Origin of the sequence: Paenibacillus sp. FSL P2-0121 (assembly GCF_037975345.1) — a bacterium.
Classification (GTDB): Bacteria; Bacillota; Bacilli; order Paenibacillales; family Paenibacillaceae; genus Paenibacillus_AQ; species Paenibacillus_AQ odorifer.
The window spans coordinates 4,786,016-4,803,891 of the sequence record NZ_CP150245.1; the positions used below are offsets into that span (position 1 = coordinate 4,786,016).

A 17,876-nucleotide genomic window follows, 5' to 3' on the forward strand; every position below is an offset into this window, starting at 1 on the left:
TTACGTTACTCATCATAGCAAAAAACATTTAAATTGGCTAACAATCATGTTAACTCTCAATAATCCGACCAGTTCCGAAAAAAAGACAATCGGCGAACCCCCGTATCGAGGGCTCGCCGATTACTTTACCCGTATATTCAAAAGCTCGTTTAGGGATTAGTTATTACCCTTAAATTTGTCCAGCTTGTCACCAAAACGTTCAGCAAGCGTAAAGCTAAGGCCTTCGTTGCTAAGGGAAACGTTAGGGTTGTTCAGAACTTCTTTAGGAGCTCTGTCTCTGCTATTGCTGCGTTCAGGTCTAGCAGATGGAGCTGGAGCTTCTTCAGTTTCTTTGATGCTCAGGCTAACACGTTTCTCGGATGGATTGAAGTCCAGAACTTTCACTTGAACTTCTTGTCCTTCTTTCAATACTTCGTGTGGAGTAGCGATGTGTTTGTGGGAGATTTGTGAGATATGCACAAGACCTTCCACACCCGGAAGCAATTCTACGAATGCTCCGAAGTTCACAAGACGTTTTACAACGCCTGTTACAACATCACCGATGTTGATTTCGCCAGCAGCAGAGTCCCAAGGACCTGGAGCAGCAGCTTTGATGCTCAGGCTGATTTTTCCTTTTTCAGGATCAACCTTCAATACTTTAACACGTACTTTATCACCTTCAGATACTACATCAGAAGGTTTCTCTACGTGACTCCAAGCGATTTCAGATACGTGTACAAGACCGTCAACTCCGCCCACATCAACAAATGCGCCGAATTGAGTCAGACGTTGTACTGTACCTTCGATGATTTGGCCTTCAGATAGTTCAGCCATAATTTTCAGCTTGTTAGCTTCGAATTCTTCTTCAAGAACTTCTTTAGCAGACAAGATTACTTTGCTGTTCTCACGGTCAAGTTCTTTCACTTTAACGCGCAAGGTACGGCCTTTGTAATCGCTGAAATCTTCAACGAAGTGACGCTCTACCATGGAAGCTGGGATAAATCCGCGAGCTCCAACATCAGCTACGAGGCCACCTTTAACAACGTCAGCCACAGTAACTTCGAAAGCTTCTTGGGAAGCGAAGTATTTCTCAAGATCTTCCCATGATTTTTCACTATCAACAGCACGTTTGGAAAGAACAAGGCTTTCCTTGTTGTCGTTGATGCTGACAACTTTACATTCTACTTCCTGTCCAACTTCTACTGCTGCAGCAGCGTTGTCCAGTTGTACTGCGGACAATTCGCGAATTGGAATCACACCGTCGTATTTATATCCAATGCTTACATAAGCTTGGTTATCTTCGATTTTGACGATTGTTCCTTTCACGGTATCGCCTTTTTTCAGAGAAATGATTTCCAAGTCAGCTTGGTTAGTCACTTCTTCTTCGTTAACGGCAGCAACTTCTTCTACAGCTCCGTTATTTTCTGTCACAGCGGAATCCACCGCTTCTACGGATTCATTCTTTTCCGCAGCTTCCTGATTTTTAATTTCTTCAGACATGTGATTAGCCTCCTCGATTCAAAACCCCATTTATTTAAACCTGCGTATAGCAGAGTTCAAAACAAGCAATGCATAATATTTCACTTACACTTGATGATAGTATGTTCCAAAAAATAGCGGCTATGCCGTTATTTAATCAAAACATTGAGCAAAATTTGTTGTTCTGCTCATCCCTTAACTAGCACTTGGTTTACCTGTCTCTTTCATCTCACGGATGCGATCCATAATGACATCGGTAACAGCCTCGAGAGATTCGCTCCCCGCACCGGCAAATTGACTAAGGTCTACAGGAGCACCGTAGACAACGACCATGCGTCGAAAGGGTTTATACTGGCCGATAATAGCCGCTGGAATAACTGCTGCGCCGCTTCGAAGTGCAAAGCTAGCAGCACCCTTCTTGGCCACTCCGGCATCAGAGTTACGCGTACCCTCCGGGAAGATACCCATGACATTACCATTACGAAGTGTGTTAAGGGCCGTTTTTATGGATTCTTTGCTTACGCCGCCACGTTTCACCGGAAAAGCACCCAATTTATTAATGAGCCAGCCAAGCACCGGAACCTCAAACAGTTCAGCCTTAGCCATATACTTTACCTGACGGTCCAGCTTAATTCCAATAGTCATTGGATCAAGCAGACTAATGTGGTTAGCGCAGAGCAGTACCCCGCCCTCCTTTGGCACATTTTCTTTCCCCACAATCTTAAGTGGGAAAAGGATTGCGTAAATCAAGCGAAGCAATCCAACACAAATTGCATAAATCATAAATGATTTCTCTCCCCGTCAACATGAGATCTACAGTGGGATACAATGGCCTCCACAACTTGATCGATATTCATTAAGGTCGTATCCAGAAGAATAGCATCTTCTGCACGGCGCAGCGGTGAAATCTCCCGTCCTTCATCCAGACGGTCCCGCTTTGCAATATCGTGTTCAAGCTGCTGAAGCGTCACCGATTCCGCGTCTCTCAGTTCCTTATAACGACGGAGAGCTCGTTCTTCCACACTTGCCGTCATAAAAATCTTTACCTCGGCATCCGGCAGCACGGTTGTACCGATATCGCGGCCATCCATTACCACGCCTTTGCGAAGCGCCATCTGACGCTGCAATTGACTCAGTCTGGATCTTACATCCTCGATCTTCGCATACTGCGACACAAGGCCGCTAACCTGAAGGCTCCGAATATGTGGGGTCACGTCTTCCCCATTAATCAGCACCTTCTGAATGTCTCGTTCCGGAATAAGTTCAATCACCATGTCGCGAACCTTCTCGTTCACTCGATGCTGATCTTCCGGTTCAATGCCTTCTTGGATCATATACCAGGTGATTGCCCGGTACATTGCACCAGTATCGACATAGATATAAGACAACTTCTGGGCTACCAATCGGGCTACAGTGCTCTTGCCTGCCCCGGCAGGTCCGTCGATGGCGACGTTTATTCTGTCATAAGTATGTGTACCCTGCCTATCCAACGGGGCATTCCTCCTCAAACACTCTTTCATAAAAAAAGCATCTAGCGTTACGAAAACTATTCCTGCAATATCAAGGAGCACACATAAATTGTTATGCTTGATGATATTATCAAGAAAAAAGCAGGCATTGCCTGCGACTTATAAAATTATACCACAGTTTATACTTCAGTGCAAAATCAGACAGCTTAATAGAGCTGTAAAAAATGCTTATCTGTTGCGGAAATCAAACTGACGTTCGAAGCAATAACGGATAATTTTCTGGCGTTCCAAATCTGAAATAGCGACAAATTTCAACATCGCTAAAAGCCGTCCATTCTCCAGCTTTTTAATGCGCACTACTTCACCTTCAAAATTGACATGCTCCGTGCTTCCGTTTCGATAAGGCACCAGTACCCAGCAGGACAATTTATTACCAACCTCCAGCTTAACCTGGTTATCCACCAAAAAGGAGATTCCTCCACCACCAATATCATCTGTACGAACCAGGAACCGTTTGCCAAGGCTATCCTTCACAGCAAGCTCTAGATCTGCATTCACTCGGAAAAAGCTTCTTCTCTGGATCTTAAAAATCGAATCTGTCTCCGGCTTTTGAATCCGGACCATACGAATTACATCTTCTTTAAAGCCCAGTACATAAGTATTAAAGTAATTTTTGATGCCACCCTCAGTTAAAAAATAAACCGAAAGCTCGTCCCCCATAAAGAGCCTTTTTAGACGACCATTGCTCTCCTGCATAGGAATTTCAATCAGGAATGCGTCTTCTTCCGTCTCTGCAATTCTTGATCTATATTCAACTTCTGCTTCAGCAGCGTCACTGGAAGCAACCTGTATGTATAGATATTCGTTAATTTTAGGATACAAAGATGTCACCGCCACATCAGTTTAGTAATTATCACTACCCCTGATTATAGCATGGGAATATCAGCCAGTCAGATATATTTTATAGATATTGCAAAAAAAGGGACGCACCCAACTGCTGGATGCGCCCTCCCTTTATTTTGCCTCAGACCCCGAAGAAGGTCTGATTTCTTCCACAGACTCTTCAATTCCATCCTCGGCGTTAATGTAAATACGATACTTTGAGCCATTAACCCCTCCACCGAACTCGTAAGTCAAGACCTCGACGGAATCATCATTTTTAATCCAGGACAAGCGATTGTATTGCTCCTTGAAATCAGAATTCAGAAATTTTCTCGCCTCTGCAAGGGTAAGCTTTGGTTTTGGAAGCTTCCGGTTGTCCTTGTGCTCATTGACGTATTCGCTGGCCTCAAAACCGATGGTATCACCTGTATCCAGCCCCATACGAATGGTCATCTTTTCAGGATAAATCAATACATCATTCTGTTTGGTTACAAAGGTCAAATTCCCGATATTATCGTAACGATCAGCGCTGACTGCAGTCATATGGGGATATCCTTTTTTCTCAAGAAACTGCTCTGCTTTGGTAACGGCTTCTTTAATAGAAACTTTGGCAGGGCCAACCTCACGGTTATCATAATAAGAGATCAGCAACCCGCCATTTTTGGTGAAATCCATACTAATGGCGTGCTTCTTATTCGAAGCGCTAACAGTTGCTGTATAGGATGGCCATTCGGTGTTCTTCCCATTTTCTTTAACATCCACTTTAGCATTGGAGCCCGCATCCGCGAACTTCAACGCCTTACGTTTGATGTCTTCGGCAGTCACGGGGGTACCTCCGAGCATTTTGACGGAACGTTTATCGTAGATGCTTGCTACTGATGGACCCCAGTCTAGCTCAGGATATGCCCCTACACGTTTATCCACCGTTTTGAAGCCGTCAATAATCGTGTTGTCCTCCGCTTTATTTTCTGTCGCCAACGCCGTTTCAACATCCATCCAGCGCAGCCGATTGCCAATGACTTTATTTTGTACCTCTTGCAAATCCTTAGAGATTTCTCCTGAGTTCTTGTACAATGCTTTTAGATTGCTCAGCTCTCCATCTGTCAGAGGTTTTTTAGTGAAGTCACGAATCCCGGCTTTATAAGAAAAGTTGGAGATTTTGGACAGAAACTCCTCTGTTTTGCTAAATGGCAGCAAGGTCAGCGGCAGCTGGTTAATCTCATTTTGGGCCTCACTAGTCATCCGCCACACATTCACAAGTCCTTTGCGGTGCATCCCATTAGAAGCAGAGTTAACCGCAAGCGTATTTCCAAGCTCACCATGAAGACGGTCCACATGATAGGACAAATCATGAAAGGCGCGTTGATATTGGTTCTCCGCCTTAATTAGTATTGAATTCTTCTCCTGATTCTCCTGATAACCCCACACAAGCGCACCAATCAGCAGCAGCGCGGTCAGCGGGAACATTACAGCACTTAATCTTTTGTACATAGGGCTACAAGACTCCTTTCGATAGCTTATTGGCGTTAGTTTGACAATAAACTAGGAGTCTTATGCACTGAAGTTGCTACACAATGTGACTATAACGTCCGCTCATGCTCTCTCTTCAATCTCAAAGCCACTGCTATTACTGCAAAGGCATTGTTTAAAGCCGGTTTGAATGACACCATGCTCTTTAATCCCTCTTAATATGTAGGTCTCACCGCACTGTTTGCAAACGATACGTACTTTTATACGCAAAAAAAGACACCTCTCTCCTCTCTGGAATTCCTTACTAGGAACTGCCCTTCGAATATAAGTGTGTCCATCTCGATTATAGGTTAACCTCTTCTTCACGTTTCAGAAAGCGGAAAGGAGAACGGCTGTTGGCCCTAGCAACCTTTCCCATACCTCCATACCATAGGATAGCCATCAGAGGCACAATAAACCATATCCAATAGTTGGCTGTCGTACTCAAAATAAAGTCATATATCCCATGCCACATCCATGGCAACAGGAGAGAAAACACCAGAATTCTGCGGGTATGAACTCCTTTTGAGAACTTCGCCCTTCCCATATGGTAGCCCATGATCACACCAAACATAGCGTGTCCAGAAACCGGAAGAAGTGCTCTTAGAAACATTGATCCGATTGAAGCGTTGCTATACCAAGCGTACATTACATTTTCTATTGTTGCGAAGCCGAGCGAAATCGCCACAGCGTATAGTATCCCATCATATGGCTCGTCAAATTCGGTATGATTGTAAATCATATGGTACAGCACAAACCACTTTAGACATTCTTCCACGCCAGCGGATATGAGAAACGACTCCACGTAGGGACCACCATTTAGTCCCAGCATCAGCCCTCTCTGAATGATCATTACTGGAAACACAATCAGAAGGCCGAGCAAGAATACTTTAATGACTACATGAAGCGGTTCTTGATCATACTTGTCTTTCAGATAAAAAAAGGTCAACAGAGCAAGTCCCGGCGCTACTGCCGACGTAATGACCGATAACACGAGCACCGAATAACCTCCCTACACCCCTAAACCCTATTACTGCCGTTACACAGCAAGGTAGATGATAACTTTGATACAAGAATGACCGACATATCACCAACAACAAGACTAGGGCTGATCGGCCTAAACAATGGTCATCAGCCCCTAGTCTTGCCTAATTACTCCTGACGCTTAAAATGAGTGCACAATAACTGGACCGCATTCTCCGGCATCACTGTTTTCCCGTATTCATCGAGAACAGCTTCTGTGACCGGTGAGGAATCTCCAAACTCAGCAAGTACGCCAACAAGACCTGACAACGCCGTTTCTTCAAATTCCTTTGGATCGAAATACAGATACCATTTATTGTTATAAGAATACAGTTTCCCCTGGGAAGTAATATTACCGATGAGCACATGAGCCGCTTCAACCAGAACCTCGAAATCGCGGAATGCATATACAATGGAGTCGCTTTGTTCAAGAGTAACTTCCATTTCATAAATCTCTTCTGGCAATTCTTCTTCCCCGGACGCACCGTACTGATGGTGATCATATTTTCCTCGGGTCACTATAACGACCATGCCTTGCGCGGGCAATGCGAAAACTTCTACGGCAAGCGGACCCGTGGCATCAAAACCTAGTTCACTATATGCTTGATCCATCATCTCCGTAAACAGGTCATGAACCTTAGGAACTTCCTGCCACATGTCTTCCTTCTGGATGCCCCGCTCGCTCAGGTCGTCAAAAGTGAGGAAAATCCGTATCTTATCTTGACTTAATCGCTCTATTCTCATGACAGGATCCTCCTTTTGCAAGCTCATTTATTATAATGTATGATGAGTCCCGAGTAATGAGCCAAAAATGGTTACTATGTAAGTATGTTATCATTTTGCCGAGATAAATGCACGTAAATAAATATATAAAATCCTCTCTATTGAATAAACCATTTTCAAGGCCCTGAATAATAAAAAAGAATCATTCTGCGGAATATTTCATCCCCAAAATGATTCTGATGGAGTCCTTTACGGTTACAATCCCGGTATGGTTGTATGCGTTTCTTTAAGAATCTGCTCTACTTCGCTCTTTACTTCAGGATTGCTGCGAATGAATTCCTTTAACAATTTAAGATTGGATTCCTTCGACTTCACTGGTGATTCAGTCTTATGCTCAGAGGTTGCGCTGCTTGAACCGTTACTTTGAGCATTACTGCTTGAAACAGCAGTGTTACCAAAACCAGTCGTGGCCATACCGATTATTTTTTCTTTTGCTTTATCTGCAGCCCCACTCATGGAACCACCCGATTGCCCTAGCGAAGACATTAAAGAATTCCGCTTTTTGGACATAATCATACTGGCTGCGGCGCCCATCAGCACCCCGCATAAAAATGACGAAGTATTCATATTTCCAGCCTCCTTGTATGGTAAAATCATGTTTAGTGTTCGCGGAAAGATTCCGGCTCATACAACCTAATAACAAGAAAGCGAGTTGAAAAAAGTGGGTAAAATGACATCAGTGCTCCTATTGGCTACCTTGCTGCTTACAGCCTGTGGCAACAGCGGTGCAAATGGAAATACAGCCAAGGAAACAAACACCACAAACAATCCGCCCACGGCGGCAGCTACACAAAGCGCAGAAACTACGGCGCCAGCACCTGAAGCAACAGCCAGTCCTACCCCTGAAGCAACAGCAGATGGAGGTACTACAGGAAATAGTACAGCCAGTAAGGGTGAAGCATCCGCTGAAATTCCACTGCTGTACCATATGAACAAAAATTACGACATCGTCCCTAATGAGGAAGCTACAAATAAAAAAGTGGTTCTGCTCACTTTTGACGACGGTCCTAAAGATGCTGCAATGATTAACCCTTTGATGGATATTCTGGACAAACATCAAGCTAAAGCCATCTTTTTCGTAAATGGTTATCGTGTTAAGGAGCATCCTGAGCTTCTGGAGTTAATACATAACCGCGGTGGAATTATCGGCAACCACAGCTGGGATCATATTGTATTGAAAGACAAGTCCTATACAGAGGTTAAAAAGCAAATCGAAGATGTTCAAAATATTGTCAAAGAAACATTGGGAGAAGCTCCTCACTTTTTCCGTCCGCCACATGGTGCCGGCGGGGATGTTGGCAAGAAGGTCGCGGCTGAGAATGGAATGTTATACATGACCTGGTCTGTAGGCTCACTTGACTGGGAAATGAAAGAAAAGGAAACGGGTAAGACAGAAAAATTGATCAGTAATGTTACCGATCAGCTGCATTCCGGCAGTAATATCCTGATGCATGAGCTACCATGGACCGTTGAGGGACTGGATACCTTGCTCACTACACTTGAGGGTAAAGGCTACAGCTTTGTTGATCCGCGCAGCATTGAGCTAAAAATGCGTTGATCTTCTCATCTTTACATGTCCGATAGTTGCTTCGTCAGCGCAATTGTTTTCGAATCAAACAAAAATAGAAGGGGGTTCCAAAAGCCATTTGCATGGCTTTGGAACCCCCTTTTTACGCTACCAGTTTTTCTTACTGGAAAGAGTAAGCACTATTGGGTTGATTTACGCAGTGTCAGCACATGCATTTCAGCAGGACTGCCCCAGCGAAGTGGCAGATGTGCTGTTCCAAACCCTCTGCTGATCAGCAGCAGGGCATTTTTTGCGGAACCGTCCCCTCTTGGCCAACTAAACTTTCCAGCGTCATATTTATGATAGAAATGCTCTACATGTCTTTGACCCACAAATGGAAGGATCACCTGCCCCCCATGCGTATGACCTGCGAGAATCAGGTCCGCTGGCACACTCTGGCGCTTGGATAACCAAAGCGGATCATGTACAAGAATAATACGACAGGTACCTTCAGCAGAAGTGTTTGTGGTTAATGGCGGAAAAGGACCGTATGGAGTTTTGCCCCCATTTTTCGGAAAATCAATTCCGGTTAACCAAAGTTTAGCTCCCTCACGTTCAAAAGCCACATTTTCATCCATTAACAGTTTTGCACCACTGTCCTGAATAATCTCATCTACCCTTGAAATATTAGCCCGGTAATCATGATTTCCATGCACTACATAGGTAGATGCAATAGAAGTAACTAGAGTCATATTATCGACAAGACGATTTAAAGGGCTATCTTTTTCCGTTAGATCTCCTCCCAGAAAGACAACATCTACCCCACCCTTTAATGGTGTCAGAAGCGCGGAAGGAAGGCGGCGGCGATGGATATCTGTTATAAACAAAATACGAAATCCATCGAACTCTTCAGGTAACGAATCTAGCATTATTTCCTCGGTAATAATTCTGTTTCTAAAAGCATTAATCACCATGATTATGACAACAGCCGCAGCTATCAATAGAATGACCAGAGCCATTCCCCATACCCATGTGCTCACCATAATGTACTCAGCGGAGGCGCTCCTTCAATTCCCCACCAAAGCAGCCCGATTAGCAAAATAACAAAGATAAAAATCAAAGAATTCACAAACATCTTGCTTAAACGAACTTTTTCTGAAGAATAAGTATCTGAACGAGAAGGAACAGATTCTTCGTCCTTCTCTTTACTTCCTGTGGAAGAGCGCTTTGCAGAACCTGCTGGGCGGCGAGCTTTTCTTGATAAAGTTGCCGTAGAAACCCGAGCGGTAGCATTTTTCTTTATAGGAGTAGACTTCTTTTCAGGAGTAGCCTTTTTTACAGCCTCCGAAGTCCGCTTCTCTTTTTTACTTTTGCCAGGATGTTTGCTTTCACTTTTATGTTGTTTTTGTCGAGACTTTACCCGGCTTAATTCCTCACTCATGATTCCCTCCTATAGCGGATCACCAGACCTGAGATCAGGTCGATGAAGAAGTGACATAGTATAGGGGCCCAGAGGCTGCCCGATTGAATGTAAATATATCCAAGACCATAACTGCTTAAGAATACCCAGCCGGTAGGTACAAAGTGACGTAAATAACGGACATGAATAAGAGCAAATACTATACTCGTCCAATAAGGGCCAATGGAATATTGGATGGCTCCGCGGAATAAGAGCTCCTCACATACCGATACAATTGCTGCTATGACGATAATATGCCACACAGGGCGATTTCGAAATAAAAGGTCGTTTATTCCACCATCATCCATGCTTTCCTCAGGGACAATATGTGTCAATAAATAGTCAACAATTAGCATTGCAGCAGCAAGACCGAGGCCCCATGCCACAAAATGTACTTTTTCTGGAATAATTAATAGCTGAAAAGGATTTCTTTTCTGAAATAATATCCATATCAAACCGATAATTAATGTGAGCCCCTGAGTGATATAGAGATTGAGCAGCAGAAGACGGTCTGTCAACTGGCCTGGTTCTACCTTTTTAACCTTAATCTCGCCAAATTTGAATTTTTTCATCGTGACCTGCCTGTTCTTTATTTTTTTCGGGCCGCTCCGAGAGAGAAACCGTCCATAGTGTTGCTATCAATACATAATACATAGGATAATCCCCCCAGAAAAAGGAGCATTTATTATGAGCAAACGTAAGTCCCGAAATCAAATGTTATACACGCTAGTTTTTTTGTTTTTCTTAGTTTGCGCCTTCGCCGCATTTTTTACTGGCGTCAAGGTTGGCGCAGACAAAACTGAAGCCAAATATGACAATCAATCAAGCATGAATGGATTAGTAGAATTCACGGGCTCGTATCAACAGCAGGATCTTGTTACTTTCTATCATAACGTATTTTTGCCCTATCGGGAATTCAAGCGGAATTGGAACATTCAAGTAGATAAGTTAGCGCGCAGCACAGATGCTCGTATGAATGCGGCAGTAATGAAGAATCTAAGTATTCTAGCAGATCAGCAATATGAAAGAGTTAATCAAGATTCAATTTTTACTAACTCTCCTCTATTACATCAGTCACAGGTCAATGTACTCAAAAGCTTAACTTTATTTTCTAAAGCCTCCGGCAAAGTCTCTACTAGTGCCTCTGGTGCAGAGACAGCCAAGTTATTGAAAAATGATGAATTTACAACCGGCGCCGTGAAGTACGGTCTGTTAGCACAAAAGAACTTCTATGATTCTATGCTAAAATGGGGCTCTAAGACAAACCAGAAAATACCTTCTGCACCTGGCGAACTAAAAACGATGTCTTTCATCCAGTGGAAAAAAATGCCGCTTCTTTTGAAGAATGCTTCTATCGCTGACATGATGCTGAATCGCGGAATTTTTGCAGGTTATGATCCTCAGGACATCACTGCTAAAATAGACGATATGATTTACTCAGGCACTGCAAGCTCATTAAATCTTTCGGATATCCAGTCCTCAGTAACCTTGTTGATTTCTACAGGTGCTGTGCAGGAACAGGATTTTGTAAAATGGCGGGAACAGTATTATAACAGGGAGACACTTCCACAGCTTCCGTTCTTTTTTGAATAGAACCAGTTATTGAATCATAACGAAAAATGAAGTTCACTTCAAGAAACGCTGCTTGCAAAGCCTATTGACACAACTTGCATACCGTGTTACATTATGAAAAAATTAATCATTCAAAACCGATGATGGAACAAAGATCCTGGAAGTCTTCAGAGAGCCGGTGGTTGGTGCAAACCGGTGACGAACAGCTATCTTTAGCGCTCCTGAGATATTGTATCGAACCTTAAAGTAGGTACAATCGGATCAACTCCGTTAACAGTGTGGCCTATGCAGGCCAATGAGGCTGCTTCTTCCAAGTTGCAGTGAATTAGGGTGGTACCACGAAGATAACTCTCGTCCCTTACTACGGCAGTAGTATGGGGTTGGGAGTTTTTTTAATTCCCTAATCCCCCATAAATACTACCTTATGCCCAAAGTTACCGATTTCGCGGTACTCTTGCACGCTATTTCTTTTGTGCGACACCGCGTTGATCTACTATTATTACATGTTTTTCTCTACTAGTTCGTGAACCTTCTGGTATTGTGGACTGCCCATCAGGGCGTCCTCGACATATAAAGCTTTTCAACTTTAAGGGGGATAAGAAACCATGTTTAAAGTATTAGTATCGGATCCAATCAGTGATTTGGGCATTCAGCAATTGATGGACGCAACAGATGTAGTTGTAGACAAAAAAACAGGTCTCAGTGAAGATGAGCTCGTTGCAATCATCGGTGAATATGATGGTCTACTCGTCCGCAGTCAAACTACAGTAACTGAAAAAATTATCGAAGCTGGAAAAAACTTAAAGGTCATTGGTCGTGCAGGTGTGGGTGTAGATAATATCAAGCTGGAAGCTGCTACTCAACGTGGGGTTGTTGTTATCAACGCTCCTGATGGAAATACCATTACAACTTGTGAGCATGCTTTTGCAATGATGATGGCTTTGGCCCGTCACATTCCACAAGCTTATGCAAAAACAATTGGTGGAACCTGGGATAGAAAAACCTTCGTGGGTGTAGAACTTCGCGGCAAAACTTTAGGTGTACTGGGAATGGGCAGAATCGGTAGCGAAGTGGCAAAACGTGCCAAAGCTTTCGGCATGGAAATCCTTGCTTTTGATCCTTTCTTAACTGCTGAGCGTGCTGAGAAACTGGAAGTAAAATTAGCTTCCGTTGACGATGTAGTCCGCGGAGCAGACTTCATTACTGTGCACACTCCACTTACTCCGGAAACACGCCATATGATTTCCCGCCCGCAATTTGAAGTGATGAAAAAGGGAATGCGCATCATCAACTGTGCCCGTGGTGGTGTAATTGATGAAATGGCGTTAGTAGAAGCTATTGATAGCGGTATTGTTGCTGGCGCTGCATTTGACGTATTCGAAAAAGAACCGCCACAAGCAGATCACCCATTCTTGTCGCATCCAAAAATTATCGTGACTCCTCACTTGGGCGCTTCTACAATTGAAGCTCAGGAGAATGTAGCGATCGATGTATCGGAACAAGTACTGCATATTCTGCGTAATGAACCGTTCATCAATGCTGTAAATATTCCTCCAGTTGCTCCAAGCGTAATGAACAAACTCCAGCCTTACTTCACACTTGGTGAGAAGCTGGGCAGCTTTGTTACCCAAATTACAGATAGTGCTATTCGTGAAATCCATGTTGAGTATGCGGGTGATCTGTCAGATGTCGATACCCAACCACTTACCCGCTATATTGTGAAAGGCGTGCTCTCCCGTCACTTCGCTGAGGATGTTAACATCGTTAACTCCATGCATTTGGCAAAAACACGCGACGTTAATGTAGTAATAACTAAAGCTTCCAAAACTAAAGGCTTCACTAATCTGATTACCGTGACCCTTAAAACAGATCACGACCAAGAGCGTCTCGTAGCCGGAACATTGCTGCAAGGTTATGGAGAAAGAATTGTTCAAGTGAACAAGTTCCCGGTTGATATCGCTCCTGAAGGACATCAAATTGTAGTATCCCATAACGACAAACCAGGGATTATCGGACTTGTGGGCACATTGCTGGGCGAAAATGATGTCAATATCGCCTCCATGCAAGTGGGACGTAAAATCGTTGGTGGCGAAGCAATCATGCTGCTGACCGTTGATAAAGCTGTACCTACTCATGTGCTTGTGAAGCTTGCTGGCCTGCCAGAAATCAACACTGCCGAAGAAATCATTCTTCTGTAAGCAATACGATAGAAATCAAACAACAGAGCAGCGATCCTCCCTTTATAGGAGTTTCGCTGCTTTTGTTGTTGATCGTCGACCCATTTCGGCTTCATTTACAACACCGAATCGAGTTCCCTCGTGGAGGCTTACGGACACCCTTGAGGTTACGGACCCAGATGACCCTATATGCAATAATTCCGCCTTTGAAGCAGGGTTTCGGACTCCAGTGCCACTATTCCTCAAAAAGAGAGCTAAATCAGGTGTTTTGCCTATCAATAGCGTCTATGGGGACCGATAGCGTTCTTAATATACGAAAATGCTGCATTTAAGATCAGCTGTGTCCTATACTGCTTCGTACGCACAAATGGGATCAAACAGATCAAGTTTGCTGTTTAGACTAAGAATGCGGGAACAGTCCGACCATCGATGTCTGTAAATCCATACTTTTCAGCCAGCGTAGCAACCTGCTGCGGTTGTCCGGTCATAGACATGACCTTAGGATCGGCTGCTAGAGCAGCGGCTGCTCTACCGATATAGGTTGTGGATTCAGTCATCTGCAATTCTTCAACCTCATGCCAATGCTCCTCATCCGTGTTCATGCTCTCCAACACCGCCTCTGTCCTCATCCAGCCCGGAGTAAGCGGAATAACAGCAATGTTGTCCTCTTTAAGCTCATTCGATAACCCGTAGGCCATGCGGACTAGGGAGTTTTTAGAAAGATCATAATAGAAGTTTCCAAGATATTTGTAATGATCCCAAAAGGTTGTGTGGATGATTAGACCGCCAGCTTTTGCCTCACGCATTAATGGTATTGCATAATAATTTGTTATCAACTGTGCCCTCACACCCGCATTAAACATATTATCCCAATGCGCTGTAGGAAGCTCCCAGAAAGACTTCTGCTCAATAGGTAAATCGTTGCCGCCCCATACATTGTTGACTAAAATATCAAGCCGCCCATGCTCTGAAGCAATCTGGCGAATGACCGCCTCTGTCTCCTGATCTTTTGTATGATCACATCGTATGGCGCTGCCGGACCCTCCCTCCGCTTTTATTTCCCTAAGTACGTTATCAATGCTCCGCTTGCTATGCTCTATGCCAGAAGCCTCTGTCGTTCTGCCCGTAATATAAACGAATGCACCTTTCCTTGCCAGCTCCAATGCAATTCCTCTACCAGCACCTCTGCTGCCTCCGGTGACCAATGCTACTTTTCCTTTTAAAGTCATGTTCTCAATCCTTTCTACACTTGTTTTTCTCTAAATGTTCTGTATTTAATCCTTACCTTATATAAGTATAATTCTTTAATATGACATCAACTGACATATATAATATAATAATTAATTAAGAACTAACTAACATTTATTAGGAGGAGGAATGTTCCCTTAATGAGAGCCGATCGTTTGTTATCCATCTTACTTTTGCTGCAAAATCGTGGAAAGATGACGTCCCGTGAGCTAGCCCAGACCTTAGAAGTGTCTGAACGAACTGTGTTTAGAGATATGGAAGCCTTATGTACAGCGGGAATACCGATTCTTGCCGAACGGGGACGCGAAGGGGGTTGGATGCTCACAGAAGGATACCGGACCTCCTTAACGGGTATGAAGCCCTCAGAAATTGCTACTCTGCTGCTGTCCGCAGACTCCTCAATCTTAAAAGATCTGGGTATACAAAACGACTTCTCTTCTGCCGTGCTTAAGCTGGAGGCTGCTTCCCCATCCAGGCCGAATAATCCAGCCAGTTACCTGAGCCAGCGCATTCATATAGATGGTGCCAGCTGGCACCCTTCCGACGAGACATATCCGTTCCTATCTGTCCTGCAGGAAGCTGTTTGGGAAGACCGTAAAGTAAAGATCACTTACCCACGGAATGACGAGATGAAGGAGCGTTTCATTGAACCTCTCGGGTTAGTCGCAAAACGTGGAGTTTGGTATGTAGTGGCACGAACCGAGGGTGAAATGCGGACTTTTCGCGTGTCGAGATTAATACAAGCTGACGCAACTTATGAATCATTTGTCAGACCTGAGGCTTTTGATTTAAAAAGCTACTGGGAACAATCGACTTTAGCTTTTAAAGCAGCACTGCCAAAATATGTAGTGAACTTAAAGGTGAATGAGTCTATTCTTAAAGAATTACAACGTGAAAGATATGTAACTATAACTTTAGTAGAACCCTCTGCTAATACTGGGTGGATGAACGTGGAGGCCGAGTTTAATGCTATAGAATCTGCCTGTCGTATCGTACTCTCTTTCTCTCCTTCAGTTATTGTTTTAGCTCCTATCGAACTAGTAAGGATGGTAAAGTCTGCTATTAAAACAATTTCCACAATATATGAGGAATTTTGACATGAATTCTAAATATCTACTACTTAAAGAAGATTTATGACACTTCTCTATAGACCAATGACCTATAAATCCCCTATAATAACACCATTACATAAAATTTAATAAGGGGGACATTTTACCAATGAGCTGGATGCACAAACTTCCGTTAAAACAAAGAATTGTTGCCGGATGTTACCTCGTTGCCGCACTGTTTGCTATTCCTGTCTTAGTTACGTTAATGATTCTAGGTCAATTTCTCGTAGGAATTATACTAGTAGTTGTTCTTGCAGGTCTGACTTTACCTGTTGCTCGCTTCGTGGAGAGAACGCTTACATCATCTTTTGATGATATTGCTAATGTATCTCACAGTATTTCGAAGGGTGATTTCACTAGCAGAGCGGACGAAAATGGTTCAATGGGTGACGTAAGCCGCTCCTTTAACACAATGATTGATAAGCTCAAGAAGATTTTGACCGATGCATCGCAGATCACCCGTCAAGTTATGGATGCAAGCCGCGGAATCGAAGATAAGAACCAGAACCTGAAAATTGTCATGGCACAAGTAGCCTCTTCTTCTACTGAGCTCGCTCTTGGTGCAAATGAAATATCTACGGATATCGCTGATATGACAGAATCCATTAAAGACATTGAAACTAAAGTATCCAATTATACGAACTCCACCAAAGAAATGAACAGACGTTCAATACATACCTTAGAACTTGTCGAGCAAGGGCGCCAATCCGTAGATACACAGGCTGAAGGCATGCGTAAAAACATAGAGGCTACACAAAAAGTGGCTGATACTATTGAAGCTCTCTCACAAAATGCCCGCGGGATTACGATGATCACCAAGACCATCACAGAGATCGCTGAGCAGACCAACCTGCTGTCACTGAATGCCTCCATCGAAGCTGCTCGTGCCGGAGAGCATGGTCGGGGTTTTGCCGTTGTAGCTCAAGAGGTCCGCAAGCTTGCTGAGGAATCTACGGCATCCACAAAAGAAGTATTCGGCTTGGTCCGCAGCATTGAGTCAGATATTAAACAAGCCATCGATAATATCGCCATCAATGAAGAGGTTGTGCAGGTTCAGAATGAAATGATCACTCAATCTGCCCATATTTTCGCACAAATTGTACAAAGCGTGCAGTACATTACCGAGCAAATCTCTTCATTCTCTGCGGAGAGCGATCTTATGCTAGAAAGTGCCTTGAAAATTTCCAGTGCAATTGAGAATATCTCAGCAATCACCGAAGAAACTGCTGCTGGCACGGAAGAGGTATCGGCGGCTATGAATGAACAGATTAATGCCCTGCAGTCTGTTGCAGAAGAAACGGAAAAAATGACCCAGGCCGTATTTAATCTGCAAAAAACCATTCATATCTTTAAATTCTAGTTCAAAACTATCAACTGCCACCTAAGCTGAGTCTTAGGTGGCAGTTTTTTTCGCGAGGCAAAACTTCATCTCTTGGACAAGACTTTCGTCAAATTTCGAGTTTTTTTAGCGGATTATGTTGACAAAAATTAATGAGGAATATATTGTAAAGGAAAATTATTCTTATCAACTATAAATTAATATTGGCAAAATCCTCGAAAGAGGATGACGCAAAACCATGGATCTACAGCCTCATTTTTTCGTTTGAGGCCATGATTGCCAGGTTGCAGAGGAACCAGGACGGCTGAACTATTGTTCAGTCTTAGCGGTGCCTTATGCCA

General features: G+C 43.6%; 17 protein-coding genes, 1 riboswitch and 1 other annotated feature. Of the genes, 5 read left to right on the forward strand and 12 right to left on the reverse strand.

Annotated features, from left to right (window positions below):
• Positions 1–156 precede the first annotated feature (156 nt).
• The 8 genes from rpsA to MKY54_RS21325 all read right to left on the reverse strand — a co-directional run bounded on the left by rpsA (position 157) and on the right by MKY54_RS21325 (position 7,691).
• Complete coding sequence (rpsA, locus tag MKY54_RS21290; RefSeq protein ID WP_170914203.1) at positions 157–1,479, reverse strand: 30S ribosomal protein S1; 1,323 nt, start codon at positions 1,477–1,479, stop codon at positions 157–159.
• Between the two features lie 174 nt (positions 1,480–1,653).
• Entirely contained in the window at positions 1,654–2,241 is a 588-nt protein-coding gene (locus MKY54_RS21295) for a lysophospholipid acyltransferase family protein (protein ID WP_036676211.1), read from the reverse strand.
• Positions 2,238–2,948 carry a (d)CMP kinase gene (gene cmk, locus MKY54_RS21300; RefSeq protein ID WP_254848699.1) on the reverse strand — a complete coding sequence of 237 codons (711 nt, stop codon included), beginning with the start codon at positions 2,946–2,948 and terminating at the stop codon, positions 2,238–2,240. Before cmk ends, MKY54_RS21295 begins: the two co-directional genes overlap by 4 nt.
• Before the next feature lie 207 nt (positions 2,949–3,155).
• Positions 3,156–3,809, reverse strand: coding sequence for a flagellar brake domain-containing protein (locus MKY54_RS21305; RefSeq protein ID WP_036676209.1), 654 nt, complete (start codon positions 3,807–3,809; stop codon positions 3,156–3,158).
• 132 nt (positions 3,810–3,941) lie between these two features.
• On the reverse strand, positions 3,942–5,300 hold the full coding sequence (gene ypeB / locus MKY54_RS21310) for a germination protein YpeB (protein WP_076192213.1): 1,359 nt from the start codon (positions 5,298–5,300) through the stop codon (positions 3,942–3,944).
• Between the two features lie 322 nt (positions 5,301–5,622).
• Positions 5,623–6,318 carry a glutamic-type intramembrane protease PrsW gene (gene prsW, locus MKY54_RS21315; protein ID WP_076134692.1) on the reverse strand — a complete coding sequence of 232 codons (696 nt, stop codon included), beginning with the start codon at positions 6,316–6,318 and terminating at the stop codon, positions 5,623–5,625.
• Positions 6,319–6,470: 152 nt separating this feature from the next.
• Complete coding sequence (locus MKY54_RS21320) at positions 6,471–7,085, reverse strand: genetic competence negative regulator (protein ID WP_036676203.1); 615 nt, start codon at positions 7,083–7,085, stop codon at positions 6,471–6,473.
• Positions 7,086–7,319: 234 nt separating this feature from the next.
• Positions 7,320–7,691, reverse strand: coding sequence for a hypothetical protein (locus MKY54_RS21325; RefSeq protein WP_076141316.1), 372 nt, complete (start codon positions 7,689–7,691; stop codon positions 7,320–7,322).
• A 94-nt stretch (positions 7,692–7,785) separates the two neighbouring features.
• Here MKY54_RS21325 and MKY54_RS21330 point away from each other — a divergent pair, with 94 nt between their 5' ends.
• Positions 7,786–8,682, forward strand: coding sequence for a polysaccharide deacetylase family protein (locus MKY54_RS21330; protein ID WP_076179718.1), 897 nt, complete (start codon positions 7,786–7,788; stop codon positions 8,680–8,682).
• A 149-nt stretch (positions 8,683–8,831) separates the two neighbouring features.
• Here the strand turns inward: MKY54_RS21330 and MKY54_RS21335 are convergent, their stop codons facing one another.
• The 3 genes from MKY54_RS21335 to MKY54_RS21345 are packed head-to-tail and all read right to left on the reverse strand — an operon-like array spanning position 8,832 to position 10,662.
• Positions 8,832–9,674, reverse strand: coding sequence for a metallophosphoesterase (locus tag MKY54_RS21335; RefSeq protein WP_339187841.1), 843 nt, complete (start codon positions 9,672–9,674; stop codon positions 8,832–8,834).
• Positions 9,668–10,072: a hypothetical protein gene (locus tag MKY54_RS21340; RefSeq protein ID WP_038572439.1), complete on the reverse strand. Its 405-nt coding sequence runs from the start codon at positions 10,070–10,072 to the stop codon at positions 9,668–9,670. Before MKY54_RS21340 ends, MKY54_RS21335 begins: the two co-directional genes overlap by 7 nt.
• Positions 10,069–10,662, reverse strand: a complete 594-nt coding sequence (locus MKY54_RS21345; protein WP_036676197.1) for a CPBP family intramembrane glutamic endopeptidase — start codon at positions 10,660–10,662, stop codon at positions 10,069–10,071. The genes MKY54_RS21340 and MKY54_RS21345 overlap by 4 nt, the downstream gene beginning before the upstream one ends.
• A gap of 115 nt (positions 10,663–10,777) precedes the next feature.
• On the opposite strand from MKY54_RS21345, the gene MKY54_RS21350 reads away from it, so the two are divergent.
• Complete coding sequence (locus tag MKY54_RS21350) at positions 10,778–11,683, forward strand: hypothetical protein (RefSeq protein ID WP_076127483.1); 906 nt, start codon at positions 10,778–10,780, stop codon at positions 11,681–11,683.
• Between the two features lie 110 nt (positions 11,684–11,793).
• Positions 11,794–12,024: a binding site (T-box leader), on the forward strand.
• Positions 12,025–12,267: 243 nt separating this feature from the next.
• The gene (gene serA / locus MKY54_RS21355) at positions 12,268–13,860 is read left to right on the forward strand and encodes a phosphoglycerate dehydrogenase (RefSeq protein ID WP_036676193.1); all 1,593 of its coding nucleotides are present in this window, start codon (positions 12,268–12,270) and stop codon (positions 13,858–13,860) included.
• Between the two features lie 374 nt (positions 13,861–14,234).
• On the opposite strand, the gene MKY54_RS21360 is transcribed toward serA, so the two are convergent.
• Positions 14,235–15,068, reverse strand: coding sequence for an SDR family NAD(P)-dependent oxidoreductase (locus MKY54_RS21360; RefSeq protein ID WP_076184024.1), 834 nt, complete (start codon positions 15,066–15,068; stop codon positions 14,235–14,237).
• Positions 15,069–15,227: 159 nt separating this feature from the next.
• On the opposite strand from MKY54_RS21360, the gene MKY54_RS21365 reads away from it, so the two are divergent.
• Positions 15,228–16,184, forward strand: a complete 957-nt coding sequence (locus tag MKY54_RS21365; protein ID WP_076184026.1) for a YafY family protein — start codon at positions 15,228–15,230, stop codon at positions 16,182–16,184.
• Between the two features lie 121 nt (positions 16,185–16,305).
• On the forward strand, positions 16,306–17,556 hold the full coding sequence (locus MKY54_RS21370; protein ID WP_036676188.1) for a HAMP domain-containing methyl-accepting chemotaxis protein: 1,251 nt from the start codon (positions 16,306–16,308) through the stop codon (positions 17,554–17,556).
• A 174-nt stretch (positions 17,557–17,730) separates the two neighbouring features.
• Positions 17,731–17,827: riboswitch (cyclic di-GMP riboswitch) on the forward strand.
• Positions 17,828–17,876: the final 49 nt, after the last annotated feature.

Coding starts and splice junctions, on each gene's coding strand:
- rpsA (WP_170914203.1), bottom strand. CDS start 1,479: ATGTCTGAAGAAATTAAAAATCAGGAAGCTGCGGAAAAGAATGAATCC.
- MKY54_RS21295 (WP_036676211.1), bottom strand. CDS start 2,241: ATGATTTATGCAATTTGTGTTGGATTGCTTCGCTTGATTTACGCAATC.
- ypeB (WP_076192213.1), bottom strand. CDS start 5,300: ATGTACAAAAGATTAAGTGCTGTAATGTTCCCGCTGACCGCGCTGCTG.
- MKY54_RS21320 (WP_036676203.1), bottom strand. CDS start 7,085: ATGAGAATAGAGCGATTAAGTCAAGATAAGATACGGATTTTCCTCACT.
- MKY54_RS21325 (WP_076141316.1), bottom strand. CDS start 7,691: ATGAATACTTCGTCATTTTTATGCGGGGTGCTGATGGGCGCCGCAGCC.
- MKY54_RS21335 (WP_339187841.1), bottom strand. CDS start 9,674: ATGGTGAGCACATGGGTATGGGGAATGGCTCTGGTCATTCTATTGATA.
- MKY54_RS21340 (WP_038572439.1), bottom strand. CDS start 10,072: ATGAGTGAGGAATTAAGCCGGGTAAAGTCTCGACAAAAACAACATAAA.
- MKY54_RS21345 (WP_036676197.1), bottom strand. CDS start 10,662: ATGAAAAAATTCAAATTTGGCGAGATTAAGGTTAAAAAGGTAGAACCA.
- MKY54_RS21350 (WP_076127483.1), top strand. CDS start 10,778: ATGAGCAAACGTAAGTCCCGAAATCAAATGTTATACACGCTAGTTTTT.
- serA (WP_036676193.1), top strand. CDS start 12,268: ATGTTTAAAGTATTAGTATCGGATCCAATCAGTGATTTGGGCATTCAG.
- MKY54_RS21360 (WP_076184024.1), bottom strand. CDS start 15,068: ATGACTTTAAAAGGAAAAGTAGCATTGGTCACCGGAGGCAGCAGAGGT.
- MKY54_RS21365 (WP_076184026.1), top strand. CDS start 15,228: ATGAGAGCCGATCGTTTGTTATCCATCTTACTTTTGCTGCAAAATCGT.
- MKY54_RS21370 (WP_036676188.1), top strand. CDS start 16,306: ATGAGCTGGATGCACAAACTTCCGTTAAAACAAAGAATTGTTGCCGGA.